Genomic DNA, 14,861 nt, shown 5'->3' on the forward strand with positions numbered 1-14,861 from the left:
ATTTGGAGGGTGTAGATTTGTCCACGGGAGCCTACATGCAAGAAATTGATACTTGGGACATAGACAAGACGGAAGAATCAGAAGAAGACGAGCAAGATCTGCAAGCTTTCCGCATCTCCTATTATCCTGCCGATTTAACCCTCAGAGGATACCTAGATAAATGGAATGCCAAACAACTCATCATCCCTAAGTTTCAACGTTCTTATGTTTGGGATCAGGTGAAGGCGAGCAAGTTAATAGAATCTTTTCTTCTGGGCTTGCCGGTACCCGGCGTCTTTCTCTACAAGGAACGGAACACCAATAAGCTGCAAGTTGTGGACGGCCAACAACGTATTTTGACAGCCGTCCGTTTTTTTGCGAACGAATTCGACGAGAAGATATTCAGACTTAAGGGAGTCTTGCCTAAATGGAATGGCAAGACCTATCAAGAGCTTCCCGAATCTGATCGACTTCAACTCGATGACACGGTGTTGCGTGCCACCGTCATTCAACAGCTCGATCCCGAGGACGACTCAAGTATTTTTCATATCTTTGAACGTTTGAATACTGGCGGAATTAATTTGAACCCGATGGAAATCAGGAAGTGCGTGTACAGTGGCGTTTTTTTTGATCTTCTTGATGCTTTGAACTCCGCGCCAGAATGGCGAAAACTTATCGGCCAGCCGAAGCTCGACAAGCGAATTCGTGACAGTGAGCTCCTCCTTCGCGTACTCGCACTCAGTCGGGAGTGGTCAACTTACCAAAAACCGATGAAACGTTTTTTGAGTTCGTTTTTAGCGAAGGCTAACAAACGCTTCAAAGTTGAAGGTGATCCGGCACTCCGGGCTGAGCAGACGAAGTGGACCGAAACGCTCCACTTTGCGCTCGCGCAACTGGGGGAGAAGCCTTTTCACCTACGTGGAAGGCTCAATTATGCGGCTCTGGACTCAACGCTAATCGCGGCACATTTAGCACAAGATCGAAATGTCACTAATTTCGGCGAAAGATATGCCGAGCTCATCAGGCAGGAAGATTATCTTCATTGGGTCACGCAGGATACAAGTGACGATAAAGTAATTAAGAGCCGAATAGGCAAAGCAATTTCTTGGTTATCAGAGTAAAAGATGGGCTCAGCTTTAATTCGATCTAAAGCTCAGTTGGAAGACTGCGAAAAACATCTCGCCGATACAGCCTGTGAGGGCTCTCCAATCGAAGCATACCTCACCCAATACCTCGTGGTTATTCTGTGTGCGGATATTCAACAAGAGATTTATAGACTCGTCGCCTTGCGTACAAGCACTCTCGCCGACGAGGGAGTCAAGGCATACATAGCAGCAAGCGTCGTGCGTATTGTCAGAAGTGTCGGTAAATCAGACATCTCCAAGCTACTAGCGATGTTTGGTGATGAGACCAAGAACAATTTCAACGATCAACTAGATGACAAGGACGTTAGCCTGTATAGCAATGCTGTAGGTGACAGACACGACGTTGCCCATAAGCAGGGTTCTCAAATAACTCTTAGGGAACTGCAAGACGCAATTGGTGCTGCTGAAAGAATACTTATGGCGGTCGAAGTGGCTTTATTAAGTTGATGTAATCAACCGCTTTGCCGGGTGCCCATACATCGATTCTGATGTGTGGGCATCGTCCGAAGGACGACTCCACTCTAACGGCCACAGGCACCCAAACCGCCCCCCTACGACCCCACCCACCAGTTCGCCATGGAACTCTGATCGCATGGAAACAATCGTCCGCCACTGACTCATCGCGGCCAGCTGGCATCCAGCGAAAGCGGATTGCCTCCGATTCATCCCTTCCGCATGGCATCTCACCCGGTGCATATCGGCATCAACTGTTAAAGGACTCGTTGATTCGGAGGAATCAGAAATGAAACATATTCTTTCATCCGTCTGCTGCATGACTCTCTGCTTGACGCCTGCCTTGGCTCAAGCGAAGACCGCAAAAGGGCCGGCAATGAGCGACCAGAAATTTGTCGATCTCGCCGCGCAAACTGACATGGTAGAAGCCAATCTTGGGCAGTTGGCGCAATCCGCAGCCTCCTCGCAGTCAGTAAAGGATTATGCCCAGACGCTGGTCACCGATCACACCAAAGACTTCAACCAGCTATACGATGTCGCACATCAGGCCAGCCTCAACAGGCCCGACGCGATCGACGCCGCGCACAATAAAGCGATGATCGCTCCTTTTCAAAAGTTGAAAGGCGCTGCCTTCGATCGCCGTTATATCCATGAGATGGTTGCCGGCCATACCCAGGCAATCGCCATCTACAAAAAGGAAGCGTCAGACGCAGAAAACGCGGCCCTGAAATCCTATGCAGAAGAGGCTTTGCCCGTCCTGTAGAAGCATCTCGATGACGCCAAGGCTCTGGAGAAAGCGAAGTAACCAACCGGATGCCCCCTCATTGCCCGCCCTCAAAGCGGACAAGTGCGTCCATCCATGCAAACGCTCGGACGCTTCGCCAAAGCCACAGACTCCCGATTGCTGATCCGCTTTGAAGGCCATCCCGCAAAACGGGCAGTAAGTTAGGGCTGTTCTCTCGAAGGTGCAGAAGCACAACCTTCAAGGTCCGAAGGACCGGACCATACCGGCCAAGGGCGCAGCCCTGGGGTTTGAAGCCAGTTGAATACGAAAAGGCTGAAAGCCCGCTCTATAACTTTGAGTGATGCTGTAGAGTCTTTTCGACGCAGCGAAGGTGCGGCCATCGCTACGCTACCTCGGCAAACAAGCTCCTGGTCCTTGAACCTCTTATCCTCGACCTCTCCACCGAACCCAAACCCGCCGCTTATGAACCACCAGTTCGCCACGGAACTGTAACCTTTTACCAAGAATCGTTATCGGGTATTTCCGGAAACATGAGGCCCCAGGAACTTGTCCCCGTTAAAGTGGATGAGATGATCGGGAGATTCGGCAATCCATACCTCAGTCTCCCATGCAATCTCACGCGCAAATTTCCTAAATGCGGCACGAGACAGGAATGCGCTGACATAGATAATGTCAGCACTGCATTCTTTCGTGAGTTGCTCCAAGACCCTCTTTCTCAGCTCGGTAATTGGGTTGGCGGAATGAACGGCCTCGATCAAGAACAACCAGTTCTTGCTGCCGGAATAAGCTAAGACATCCGGCAATTTGTTGTGAGAAAGCTCAAAGAAACCCAGTCCCATCAACCGATTCGCCTGGACGAAAAGAAGCTTTTCTTCTGTATCGCCAACATACAAAACCTCTGCCACATATCCAAAACGCGGAAGAAAATCCTCGATAATAGCCTTTTGCAGTTCATTGTGCTCGCCCGGCCCAAACCGTAACACGCTCGACCCTACAGTAATAGGAATGAGCCCCTGTAGTCGTGTCTTCTTCAACTGGTCGGCCAGCTTCTCCTTCCCCGCAAGAAACTGAGCCAACCGCACGTCCCAATCCGGCGATCGATAGGACCGGAGCAACGTCGCCGCTTCCGAACTGAGGGCGTAGCGTCTCGTTCCATCGTTCGTTGCGGCTCCTACTTTGCCGGCGCTCTTCAAGACGATACCCGCTTCGACGGGAAGCAGAAGGTCTTTCCTCCGGATATCGTCGTATGATCCGGAAGAGATCTCTTCTCCCAGATATTGATTCATCCAGCGGATTACATCTCGCGAGCGCAGCCTATTGTCAGCACTGGCTTCGGACCAATCCATCCCCGGTTTCATTCCGGCAACTGAGAGAAAGGCCTTTGCCATCCGGACCCGGCGGCGTTCTGTCACACCATCCAGAGGTATCCCAATCGCGGCCAAAGCACACAGGGCATCCCTTACCAATGTTTCCAGCCTGCTTCTTCGCGTCAAAATTTCTCCTAAATAAGTTCCAACGATGCTTGAACAGGCGACCAGCACTCTCGTATGGATTCGTCGTTGAGCCATTGAGATTGGTCGAGATATGCTCTGACGCTCTTTGCTAGAGCAAAGGCAAACATTGGCGGGACAGCATTGCCCACCTGATTGAACTGGCTGCTCTCGCCACCGCAGAATTCGAACCAGTCCGGAAAACTCTGGAGTCGCGCACCCTCACGGACTGTCAAGCGTCTACGCCTTCCACTCGGCAGCTTTATTCTTTGCATGTCGCCCGTAGCGCCGCCGAGGTTCCTGCAAGTTATGGTGCGCGATGGACGATTCGGATCAAGATCCCGAGGATTGATGCACTTGGAGGCCCTCTCATACTTGGCCACATAATCGTCCATACTTTGTGTCAGATACTTTCCTTCGGCAGGTTCGGAAAACAAGAATCCGCCGAGGGCCCGTCCCACTGTAATAACCTCGGAACTCTTCTCCGGGAACTTAAAGCCTCCTTTGTGTCCGACAACGATGAGACGTTCACGGCTCTGCGGCACCAAATAGTGAGAAGCATTCAGCAACTTCGCGTCGACCACGTATCCAAAGCGCTCAAGCCTCTGAATGATCTGGTCCAGATACCAGCGATTCTTGTAGAGAAGCCCTCGCACATTTTCAAACATCCATAACTTCGGCTGTAGCCGTTCCACAGCTGCAATAAACGCAGGGAATCCATCCCTGGAGTCCTCAAGGCCTAGTTGATGACCTCCAACGCTGAATGGCTGGCAAGGCGGCCCACCGATCACGATGTCGGCAACGGGGAATTCCGTCTCCACTGTGATGAATTGCTCCGCACAACTCCCATGCAGATTCGCACGATAGGTCGCGCAACAGTCAGCATTCGCCTCATACCCAATCGTGTCGAATCCAGCCGCCTCGAAACCCAGAGCAAAGCCACCGCATCCCGCAAACAAGTCTAAGACTGTTTCCTTTCGCCAGATCGCGGGGCAAAGCAAATTGTCCACTGTTTGCGGGTAGTCTGCACCGCTCTTAGAAGACAGAAGTTGATGATTCGTGCCGTGCATAACGCCTCTCATAGAGTCATCGACGCATCGAAATCCGGAGCAATATAAGTAATCCCAAGCAGGTTCTGGCCGCCGACTCGCCTCGCTGGCGTCGGCTCCTTAGCAACAACCGGTACCAGCTTCATCGCCGGATGTCCCTTCCGCTCAATCACAATCTCTTCCCCACGCTCGGCACGGTCCAGCAACTCCCCAGATGCTCCTGCGCTTCCCTCATTGCAACGGAACTCGCCATCGCGCACCTCCACTTAAAACCAGTATAGCGGGCGTCTATATCTCGTAAATCTCCGGCTTTCGACGGGCACCACACCAGCCCCAAATCCATATACCCTAACCAGAGCACTTCGCGCCACGGAGCAGGCACCATGCCCAGCATCTCGTCCAGCACGCACGCCGAGCCGCCCTGGAAGCGCATCACCCTCTTCCTCCTCACCCTTGGTGTACTCGTCGTCGTTGCGCTTCTGCTCCAGCCCTTCTACACGGCCATCATCGGAGCCATCGTGTTGGCCGTCATCGCCCAGCGCCCGTACAACTGGCTCGCATCCAGGATCAGGCAGCCGTCCACCTGCGCCGCGGTCGCAGTCCTGCTTGTTGTGCTCGCCCTCATTGTTCCCAGCTTCTTTCCGGTGCAGAGCCTTGGCCGCCAGGCCCTCTCCGCCGTCGATGCCATGCGCAATCCGGCCACCCAACAGAAAGTCGCCAGCTTCATCGCCAACCATGCATCGCTCGCCGACGCTATCCAGACCGTCTCCTCGTCCATCGACCCCGGCCGCGCCGCCCAGACCGCCGCTTCCTACATCGGCACCCGCCTCGGCGGCGTTCTCGGCAACTCCTTCCGCGCCGTCACCCAGATCGTCGTCATGCTCTTCCTCCTCTTCTTTCTGTTCCGCGACCGCGACCCCGCGCTCTCCAGCCTCCGAGCCATCCTTCCACTCCACAACCACGAAGCCGACGAGCTGCTCACCCGCACTGGCGACACCATCTACGCCACCGCCCTCGGCCGCCTTGCCATCGCCTGCGTTCAAGGCCTGCTCGCCGGCCTCGCCTTCTGGGCGCTCGGCGTGCCCGCGCCCGTGCTCTGGGGCTTCACCACCGTCGCCCTCGCCATCATCCCGGCCTTCGGCTCCTTCCTCGTCTGGGCGCCGATCGCCATCTACCTCGGACTTAGCGGCCACTGGGGTAAAGCCGCCCTGCTCGCCGTCTGGGGAGGCCTCGTCGTCAGCACCATCGACAACATCCTCTACCCCATCCTGGTCGGCACGCGCCTTCGCGCCCACACCGCCATCATCCTGCTCGCTATCCTGGGAGGCATTGCCCTGTTCGGCGTCGTTGGCATCATCCTCGGCCCGGTCGTCTTCACCATCGCCGCCACCCTGCTCGACATCTGGACCGCCCGCACTGCGACGGCCGATCGAGTTGGACATACTCAAAACTCTTGACACGCCTGCTAGACTTAAATCAAGAGAAGAGAGCAGCCCGGCCGAGTGCCGGGCTTTCTGCTTTCACCCGCTTTGGCAACCAACGTGCGCCGGTAGTCCGGACTTAAGTCTTTTGTTCAAAGGACTTTAGAACTAAAGTAGGGGGAGGGGGACCAGACCATGCATTGTCTGCTCAGCGCCGCGAAACCATCGAATCCTGCTGTCAGACAACGCCTCCCACACATCGCCGGAAAGATGTTTTTAGTAGCCGCAGCGACCATCCTCCTCACCGCCGCAGCCAAACCAGGCTGGCAGATCGGCCCCTTCGCCCGACCCGTCGCTGCCCCGGTGATCACCCCGAACAAAGCGAGCCTCTTCCACGACCCCATTGCCCAAAAACCCATCCACTGGGAGGCGCTCCACACCTTCAACCCCGCCGCCATCGTCCACGACGGCAAAGTCTACGTCCTCTACCGTGCCGAAGACGACACCGGCAAGATGCAGATCGGCGAGCACACCTCCCGCCTCGGCCTCGCCGTCAGCGACGACGGCATCCATTTCACCCGCCAGCCCGAACCCGTCTTCTACCCCGACAACGACTCGCAGAAATCCCGCGAGTGGCCCGGCGGAGTCGAAGACCCGCGCATCGTCGAAGCGCCCGACCACACCTACGTCCTGACCTACACCCAGTGGAACCGCATCACCCACTCCATCGGCATCGCCACCTCACCCGACCTCGCCCACTGGACCAGGCACGGCCCAGCCTTCCTTGGCTCCGCCCACGGCAAGTACGACACACTCAAATACAAGTCCGGAGGCATCGTCACCCGGCTCGACGGCGACCAGCTCATAGCCGCAAAGATCAACGGCAAGTACTGGATGTACTGGGGCGAAGGAGCCATCCACCTCGCCACCTCACCCGACCTCATCCACTGGACACCCGTTGAAGATGCCCACGGCAGCCCCGTCGAAATCCTGACCAAACGCCCCGGCCACTTCGACTCCGGCTTCCCCGAGACCGGCCCGCCGCCCGTCCTCACCGGCCGCGGCATCGTCGTCCTCTACAACGGCAAAAACGATCCCACCCGCGGCGACCCTGCACTCGGAGCAAACGCCTACGCCGCCGGCGAAGCCCTCTTCGACCCGCACAACCCTGCTCACATGCTCGCCCGCACTGAAGCTCCGGTTCTGAAACCCCAGGAGCCCTGGGAAAAGACCGGCCAGTACGTCGCCGGAACCACCTTCGCCGAAGGCCTCGTCCACTTCCACAACCAATGGTTCCTCTACTACGGCTGCGCCGATTCCGACGTAGGAGTCGTTACCGCTCCATAGCGCATGGTGCATAATTGGTACGACCACCAAGGAGCCTCATGCGCCGCTTTCTCGTTCTCCTCTGCCTCGCCGCACCGCTCGTTGCACCACTCCATGCTCAAGACACCCGCACCATCACCGAGCCCGTCATCCCACCCGCCTGCATCACGCTGAAAGCAGAGCTGCACACCATCAGCGAAGCAGACGAACAGAAGCTCGACACCGCCCGCATCCAGCAGGCACTCGACCGCTGCGCCAAAGGCCACGCCGTAGAACTCGCCGCTGATGGAGCCAGCGACGCCTTCCTCAGCGGCCCGCTCGAACTCCGCGCAGGCGTCACGCTCGTCCTCGACAAAGGCGTCACGCTCTATGCCTCGCGCGACCCGAAGCAGTACGAAACCTCGCCCGGAAGCTGCGGCATCGTCAGCAAAGAGCGCGGAGGCTGCAAGCCGCTCATCTCCGCCGACCACATCTCCGGCGCAGGCATCATGGGAGAAGGCACCATCGATGGGCGCGGCGGCTCGAAGCTCCTCGGCCAGAACGTGACATGGTGGGACCTTGCCGAACAGGCGCGCAAGCCCGGCATCGGAGGCCAGAAGGTCCCGCGCATCCTCGTCGCCAACTACGCCGACAACTTCACCCTCTATCGCATCACACTTCGTAACTCGCCCAATTTCCACGTCGTCTACAACCACGGCAACGGCTTCACCGTCTGGGGTGTCCGCATCAACACGCCCAAGCGCCTCGCCCGCAACACCGACGGCATCGACCCTGGCTCCGGCTCCAGGAACATCACCATCACCCACAGCTATATCCGCACCGGCGACGACAACGTCGCCATCAAGGGCGGCCCCGGCGGCGTGACAAACATGAGCGTCATCCACAACCACTTCTACTGGGGTCACGGCATGTCCATCGGCTCGGAGACCAACGGCGGCGTCAGCAAGCTTCGCGTCACCGACCTCTCGCTCGACGGCCCAGACTCCGGCATCCGCATCAAGTCCATGGGCACGCGCGGCGGTCTCGTGCATGACGTCGCCTATGACGACATCTGCATCCGCAACTCACCGCGTCCCATCGACCTCTCCGCAGCCTACGCAGCCAACGGCCCGGTGGAAGGCAACTCGCCCCCAACGTTCGAGGACATCACGCTCCACAACGTGCGCGTCTCCGGCGGAGGAAAGATTCTCTTCGACGGCTACGATCACACGCATCGCGTCGGTGTCCGGCTCGACGATGTGCTGCTCACAGACGCAGCCTCGGCCAGGTACAGCTACACCGTCAATCACACCGACATCACGCTCGGCCCCGGCCCGGTCAATCTCGACATCCCCGCCGGAACCGACTCGACACTCACCGGCAAGCCCGCGAACGGCAAGCCTGAATCGTGCAAGGATAAGTTCGTGCCGTTTCCTGCGGAATAGGCATCTTCACTTCGTCACAGCAACTTTCGGTTCGCCGACGATGTCCGGCCCCAGCTCCACCTGCGTCCGCACGAGCGTATCGGCGACCATGCGACCGAAGACAGCCTGTCCGTGCGCATTCAGGTGCGTCCGGTCGAGCTTCACTGAGCCGTGGTTCTCGGCCTTCGCATCGGGATGCCCTGTTGCATCGAACTGGTCCGCCTCGGCCTGCGTCATCCCTTCGAGCAGCTTCACCGACATTGCGTTCAGGTCGATGACCGTCACGTCCTCCTCCGCACCCACGTGCTTCGTGGCGTCCGCATACGCAGTCAGATCGAGCACCAGTTTGCCGTCGCGGTAGTTGCGCCGCGAGAGCGACGTGACCAGCACCGGCACGCCGCCCATCGCGCGCACGTCCGCAATGTAGCGGCGCAGATTCGCTGCATACGTCGTATCGGGATCAGTATGCCGCTTCGCGTCCGGCTTCTGGTCATTGTGTCCGAATTGGATCAGGTAGTAGTCACCCTTGTCGGCCAACGCTCTCGCCCATGCACCTTCGTCGATGAAGCTCTTCGAGCTGCGGCCGTTAAGCGCCTCGTTGATGCAGGTCACGTTCGGCGTCACGATAGCGCAGAAGCCCTTGCCCCAGCCGCCTTCCGCGTTCACGGTCGAGTCGCCCACAAGCACAATCTTCACCGGCGCGCCGTTGATGATCGCCATCGCCTTCACACCTTCAGGCGGCAGCGCGACAGCCTGCGGCTGAACGTACTTCGACAGCGCAGGAACAGCTTTGCCCAGATCGACCGCAACGATTCTGCCGAAGATATACGAACCCTTCCAGTTCAGGTGTGTCTTGTCGAAGACTGTCTTGCCCTCATCGTTCTTCTTCGTAATCGCCAGTGCATCGCCTGCCTTTTCACCGACCTGGTCGAGATATGCAATGCTGTCCGCCTGCAAATCGATCAACGGCACATGCATCTCGGCAGCGACGCGCCGCATCGTCTCCGAGTGCGCGGCGAGGTCGGAGTGTATCTTGCCATCCGCACCGAAGTAGCGCCGTGTGAGCGGAGTTACCAGCACCGGCTTGATGCCCGCCGCACGCGCCTCTTCGACGAAACGCCGCAGATTGGCTTCATATTCGGCCATCGTCGTCTGGCGCGGCAGCGGCGGCTTCGACGCCTCATCATTGTGGCCGAACTGAATCAGCATGTAGTCGGGCCTGGTCTCAAGCGCGCGCTGCCACAACCCGTCGGCACGATACGTCTTCGTGCTCGCGCCGCCCTTGGCCATGTTCACGCAATCGACCACTGCGGTGAGGTTCGCGCAGAAGCCTCGACCATAGCCTGCGTTGTTCGTCTGCGTCGAATCGCCTATCAGGTCGATGCGCACCACTGTTCCCGGCTTGCGCACTGCAGCAGTCGCAGCATCGAATGCACGCGCCGGATCGCCCTGCGCCATCGCCATCGTCCCTGCCAGCGCGCACACTGCAACTGCCAGTTTGGTCCAACCAATATTCATCGAAATTTCCCTCGAACGCAGTTTATATGACCGAGAGATAAATCCTTATTCATGGTCGAACGGTAAACGCACAGACGATTGACACCTGTATTGCGACGAGTGAAGTATGACATCCAACCATAAGGAGCCTATGAAGAATTCGACCCACACCATTGCCCCGCCGACGACGAACAAACACCTCATCCGCTGGGTCGAAAAGATGGCAGAGCTGACTCAGCCTGAGCACATCCACTGGGTCGATGGCTCCGAGGCCGAGTATGACTTTCTCTGCGACCAGCTCGTCAAAGCAGGAACCTTCACCAGACTGAACCAGAAGCTCTGGCCCAACTGCTACCTTGCGCGTTCGAGCCCCAACGACGTGGCGCGCGTGGAAGACCGCACTTTCATCTGCTCGCTCTCCAAGGACAACGCCGGGCCGACGAACAACTGGGAAGACCCCTACGTGATGCGCCGACGCCTGAAGCAGCTCTTCCGCGGAAGCATGAAGGGGCGCACGATGTATGTGCTTCCCTTCTCGATGGGCCACACCGGTTCGCCGATGTCGCGCATCGGCGTGCAGTTGACTGACTCTGCCTACGCGGTCGTGAACATGCGCATCATGGCGCGCATCGGTCTGCCGGTCTTTGCCGAGATCGATAAAGACGAGAAGCGCGTGGTGCCATGTATGCATACGGTCGGCGCGCCGCTGGCTCCGGGCGAAAAAGACGTCCCCTGGCCCTGCAACGAGACCAAATACATCGTCCACTTCCCTGAGTCGCGCGAGATCTGGAGCTACGGCTCGGGCTACGGCGGCAACGCTCTCTTGGGCAAGAAGTGCTTCGCCTTGCGCATCGCGTCCAACATCGCGCGCGACGAAGGCTGGATGGCGGAGCACATGCTCATCCTCGGCGTCGAGTCGCCCACACGTGAGAAGACCTATGTCGCCGCTGCGTTTCCTTCGGCCTGCGGCAAGACGAACTTCGCCATGATGATTCCGCCCAAGGGCTTCGACGGCTGGAAGGTCTGGACGGTCGGCGACGATATTGCGTGGATCAAGCCTGACGCCGACGGCCAACTCCACGCCATCAATCCGGAAGCCGGATTCTTCGGCGTCGCGCCGGGCACCAGCGCGAAGACCAATCCGAACGCGATGGCGACGCTCGCGCGCAATACCATCTTCACCAACGTCGCGCTAACGCCGGAAGGCGGCGTGTGGTGGGAGGGCATGACCGACGAGCCGCCCGCCGAGTGCATCGACTGGCGCGGCGAAAAGTGGACGCCCGCCATCGGCAAAAAAACCGGCAAGCCCGCCGCGCATCCGAATGGACGCTTCACAGCGCCAGCCAGCCAGTGCCCCACCATCGACCCCGCGTGGGAAGACCCCGACGGCGTGCCTATCTCGGCCATCATCTTCGGCGGCCGCCGCGCCGGGACCATGCCGCTGATCTACCAGGCATTCAATTGGTCGGGCGGCGTCTACGCGGGAGCCACGATGGGCTCGGAGACCACGGCAGCCGCAGGCGGCGCTCTGGGCAAGGTCCGGCGCGACCCCATGGCCATGCTGCCCTTCTGCGGCTACCACATGGGCGACTACTTCCGTCACTGGCTCAGGATGCAGCGCAACCTCTCGGCCACGCCGCGTATCTTCCACGTCAACTGGTTCCGCAAGGACGCCGACGGTAAGTTCCTCTGGCCGGGCTTCAGCGAAAACATGCGCGTGCTCAAGTGGATTGTGGACCGCGTGCGCGGACGCGCCATCGGCAAAGAGTCGCCCATCGGCTGGGTGCCGCACTACGAGGACATCAACTGGAAGGGGCTGGACTTTTCGCGCGAGGCGTTCGACGAGCTTCAGCGCGTGGACCGTACCCAGTGGCGCCGCGAGGTCATGGATCACGAGGAACTCTTCCTGCTGGTCCACGACCACCTGCCGCCGGAGATGGTCTACGAGCGCGAACTGTTGATCTGCCGCCTTTAAGCGTTCCATCGAGCCTTTGTCCGGGTGTACGATTGTGTTCCGCAGCCCATCCCACTTCAAGCAGAGGACTCAGCAATGGCAGTGAAATTCGACCAGATCGGCGCAGTCAATATGGCGCTGGTGCTCGCACTCAAAAACGGCGAAGACCACGCCGCCGGTTATCCCATCTCCGATTACCTGCACGACAAGGCGTACAACTATGACCTCAGCTACGGCCTGCAGGCCATCATGACCAAACGACTGCTGCCAGGCACCTACGTCGGGAAAAAATACTATTGCTACGACCGCAACGGAATCGACATGAAGAAGCGAATCGTTCATATCTACGACTCGCAAAACGCGGGGGCTGCGCAGACCTTTTACCGGCTTATCCACACGGCGGGAGCACCCGGCTTGCGGGACAACTCCTACAGCAACTGCGACTTGATTACGGACATTCCCTGAGCGGGAAGATGCCCCGAAATCCCCGGAAAAGATAGCTTTCCGCTAAAAGCCCCCTTGACTCCGGCCCGCTTTTACCGTTACCTTAAGCGAGTGGCAAGACTCCCTTCGGGTTGAGTCAGTCATAACGAAGTCCACCCACTTCGTTGCTTTACCGGAATACCCACGCAACAGCCCCCACCGCGCTGCGTGGGTTTCCTCTTTTAACCCCCACTTTCTGAATCCCCGTCTTGACGTGAACACTCAAATCCTCTAGGTTAAACACATGGGATTGATGCACATCGCAGCTTGTACCTGTTGCCTCTGTTGTATGGGCAACTGTTGCTGCTGCGTTGGAGCCTCCCACACCTAAGCCAATCGACTTGATTCGACCGTAAGAGCTTAGTGAATTTCAGGAACCCACGTATCAGCGCAAACCGCGATACGTGGGTTTTTCTTTTTGCCCCACTTCGACCGAACACTGGAACTACAGCAGGAGCACTTCATGGCCGCACCACTGGAACGTACCGCAAGCCACCTCGGCAGCCGCATCAATATCGACCTGGTCGCTATCGCCCTGGGTCTGGCTCTGGCGGCGCTGATTCGCTTCAACATCCTCCCCTCGATCCCGTTTTAAGGACGCACGTCTAAGCGCATGTCCTCTCCCGCGATCCTGACCCCAACCGAATCCCAGCGCACGCCGCCGAGCCTCGTCGCTCTGCTACCCGGCGTGGCGCTTCTGTTCGGCATCGGGATCGCCGGGAAGCTGCTTCAGAGCGCGCTCACGCTGCTGCACACGCGCTACCCGCACGTCTTCATCCCCCGCATCGAGTACGTCCTGCTCGCCATCCTGATAGGCCTCGCCATCGGCAACACCTTCGGCGTCTCGGAGCGGTTCCGTCCCGGCGTAGCCACCTACGAGCTTTGGCTCAAGCTCGGCATCGTGCTGGTCGGCGCGCGGTTTTTATTGCAGGATGTCCTGCACATCGGCGGGCTCTCGCTGCTGCTGGTCGCCGTCGAGCTTGCACTCTCGCTCAGCGTGATGACGCTGCTGGGTCGCATCTTCAAACTGCCGCCCAAACTCACCTCGCTGTTGGCCATCGGCAGCAGCATCTGCGGTGTCACTGCAATCATGGCCGCACAGGGGGCCATCGAGCCCGAGGAAGAAGACACCTCCACCGCCATCGCCGCCATCCTTACACTGGGCGCCATTGCGCTGGTCACGTTCCCCGCCATCGGCCATCTGCTGCACATGAGCCAGCAGGGCTACGGCGTCTGGGCCGGCCTCGCCGTAGACAATACCGCCGAGTCGCTCGTCACCGGCGCGCTCTACGGGCAGGACGCTGGCCGCTGGGCCATCCTCGTCAAGACGGCGCGCTCGTCGTTCATCGGATTCGTCGTGCTCGGCTATGCGATCTACTGGTCGTCGCGCGGCCTCGCCCCCGGCGTCCAGCACAAAGGGATCTTCCTCTGGCAGAAGTTTCCCAAGTTCATCCTCGGCTTCATGGCCATCTCGGTCCTGGCCACGGCGGGCTTCTTCACGACCGGCCAGATTACGAGTCTGTCGAATCTGGCGAACTGGGCGTTCCTGCCCGCATTTGCCGGAGTCGGCCTGCGCACCAACCTGCGCGACCTCACCGGCCAGGGCTGGCGTCCGCTGATCGTCGGCATCCTCGGCGAAGTCTTCATCGCCCTCGTTACGCTGGCGCTCGTCTACTGGAGCTACAGCCACGGAGTCGCGCGATGACAAAACTGCTCTCAGTATCGGTAATTGTCATTCTGAGCGAAGCGAAGAATCCCCGCAGTTCGCGGGTGCCCGATCTATCGCGGCTTCATCGCAATGGGTGGGATGCAGACACTTGCCCCGCCGCCCGAATGCAACGCTGTCGTTGTCGCGCGTAGCGAGAACCAGCCCCTTCTACAAACAATCGACAAAAGCATAGCGACCCCGTGCGCAT

General features: G+C 58.7%; 14 protein-coding genes. 10 read left to right on the top strand and 4 right to left on the bottom strand.

The features are described from left to right. Positions 1 to 35 precede the first annotated feature (35 nt). The 3 genes from VFU66_RS08410 (at position 36) to VFU66_RS08420 (ending at position 2,340) form a co-directional block, all read left to right on the top strand. Positions 36 to 1,100, top strand: coding sequence for a GmrSD restriction endonuclease domain-containing protein (locus VFU66_RS08410; protein WP_326445793.1), 1,065 nt, complete (start codon positions 36 to 38; stop codon positions 1,098 to 1,100). Between the two features lie 3 nt (positions 1,101 to 1,103). Further along, positions 1,104 to 1,571, top strand: a complete 468-nt coding sequence (locus VFU66_RS08415) for a hypothetical protein (protein ID WP_326445794.1) — start codon at positions 1,104 to 1,106, stop codon at positions 1,569 to 1,571. A 295-nt stretch (positions 1,572 to 1,866) separates the two neighbouring features. Beyond that, the gene (locus VFU66_RS08420) at positions 1,867 to 2,340 is read left to right on the top strand and encodes a DUF4142 domain-containing protein (RefSeq protein ID WP_326445795.1); all 474 of its coding nucleotides are present in this window, start codon (positions 1,867 to 1,869) and stop codon (positions 2,338 to 2,340) included. A 491-nt stretch (positions 2,341 to 2,831) separates the two neighbouring features. Here VFU66_RS08420 and VFU66_RS08425 read toward each other — a convergent pair whose 3' ends face one another. Genes VFU66_RS08425 through VFU66_RS08435 form a run of 3 tightly spaced genes read right to left on the bottom strand, consistent with a single transcriptional unit; the run spans position 2,832 to position 5,067 of the window. Next, positions 2,832 to 3,815, bottom strand: coding sequence for a BsuBI/PstI family type II restriction endonuclease (locus VFU66_RS08425; protein ID WP_326445796.1), 984 nt, complete (start codon positions 3,813 to 3,815; stop codon positions 2,832 to 2,834). 8 nt (positions 3,816 to 3,823) lie between these two features. Beyond that, positions 3,824 to 4,882, bottom strand: coding sequence for a DNA cytosine methyltransferase (locus VFU66_RS08430; protein ID WP_326445797.1), 1,059 nt, complete (start codon positions 4,880 to 4,882; stop codon positions 3,824 to 3,826). Between the two features lie 8 nt (positions 4,883 to 4,890). Beyond that, entirely contained in the window at positions 4,891 to 5,067 is a 177-nt protein-coding gene (locus VFU66_RS08435) for a type II toxin-antitoxin system Phd/YefM family antitoxin (RefSeq protein WP_326445798.1), read from the bottom strand. Positions 5,068 to 5,244: 177 nt separating this feature from the next. Between VFU66_RS08435 and VFU66_RS08440 the strand changes: the two genes are divergently transcribed. From VFU66_RS08440 to VFU66_RS08450, 3 genes are all read left to right on the top strand, one after another. Beyond that, positions 5,245 to 6,318 carry an AI-2E family transporter gene (locus tag VFU66_RS08440; protein WP_326445799.1) on the top strand — a complete coding sequence of 358 codons (1,074 nt, stop codon included), beginning with the start codon at positions 5,245 to 5,247 and terminating at the stop codon, positions 6,316 to 6,318. A gap of 234 nt (positions 6,319 to 6,552) precedes the next feature. Then, positions 6,553 to 7,629: a glycoside hydrolase family 130 protein gene (locus tag VFU66_RS08445; RefSeq protein WP_326445800.1), complete on the top strand. Its 1,077-nt coding sequence runs from the start codon at positions 6,553 to 6,555 to the stop codon at positions 7,627 to 7,629. Between the two features lie 38 nt (positions 7,630 to 7,667). Continuing rightward, complete coding sequence (locus VFU66_RS08450; RefSeq protein ID WP_326445801.1) at positions 7,668 to 9,032, top strand: glycoside hydrolase family 28 protein; 1,365 nt, start codon at positions 7,668 to 7,670, stop codon at positions 9,030 to 9,032. A gap of 6 nt (positions 9,033 to 9,038) precedes the next feature. On the opposite strand, the gene VFU66_RS08455 is transcribed toward VFU66_RS08450, so the two are convergent. Next, complete coding sequence (locus VFU66_RS08455) at positions 9,039 to 10,529, bottom strand: rhamnogalacturonan acetylesterase (RefSeq protein ID WP_326445802.1); 1,491 nt, start codon at positions 10,527 to 10,529, stop codon at positions 9,039 to 9,041. Positions 10,530 to 10,659: 130 nt separating this feature from the next. On the opposite strand from VFU66_RS08455, the gene VFU66_RS08460 reads away from it, so the two are divergent. From VFU66_RS08460 to VFU66_RS08475, 4 genes are all read left to right on the top strand, one after another. Then, complete coding sequence (locus VFU66_RS08460; protein WP_326445803.1) at positions 10,660 to 12,483, top strand: phosphoenolpyruvate carboxykinase (GTP); 1,824 nt, start codon at positions 10,660 to 10,662, stop codon at positions 12,481 to 12,483. Between the two features lie 75 nt (positions 12,484 to 12,558). Continuing rightward, the gene (locus VFU66_RS08465) at positions 12,559 to 12,927 is read left to right on the top strand and encodes a hypothetical protein (protein WP_326445804.1); all 369 of its coding nucleotides are present in this window, start codon (positions 12,559 to 12,561) and stop codon (positions 12,925 to 12,927) included. Between the two features lie 481 nt (positions 12,928 to 13,408). Continuing rightward, a complete protein-coding gene (locus VFU66_RS08470; protein ID WP_326445805.1) occupies positions 13,409 to 13,540 on the top strand; it encodes a hypothetical protein in 132 nt (43 codons plus the stop codon). 18 nt (positions 13,541 to 13,558) lie between these two features. Further along, the gene (locus VFU66_RS08475; RefSeq protein ID WP_326445806.1) at positions 13,559 to 14,650 is read left to right on the top strand and encodes a YeiH family protein; all 1,092 of its coding nucleotides are present in this window, start codon (positions 13,559 to 13,561) and stop codon (positions 14,648 to 14,650) included. The last annotated feature ends 211 nt before the right edge of the window (positions 14,651 to 14,861 follow it).

Origin of the sequence: Edaphobacter sp. (assembly GCF_035763405.1) — a bacterium.
Classification (GTDB): Bacteria; Acidobacteriota; Terriglobia; order Terriglobales; family Acidobacteriaceae; genus Edaphobacter.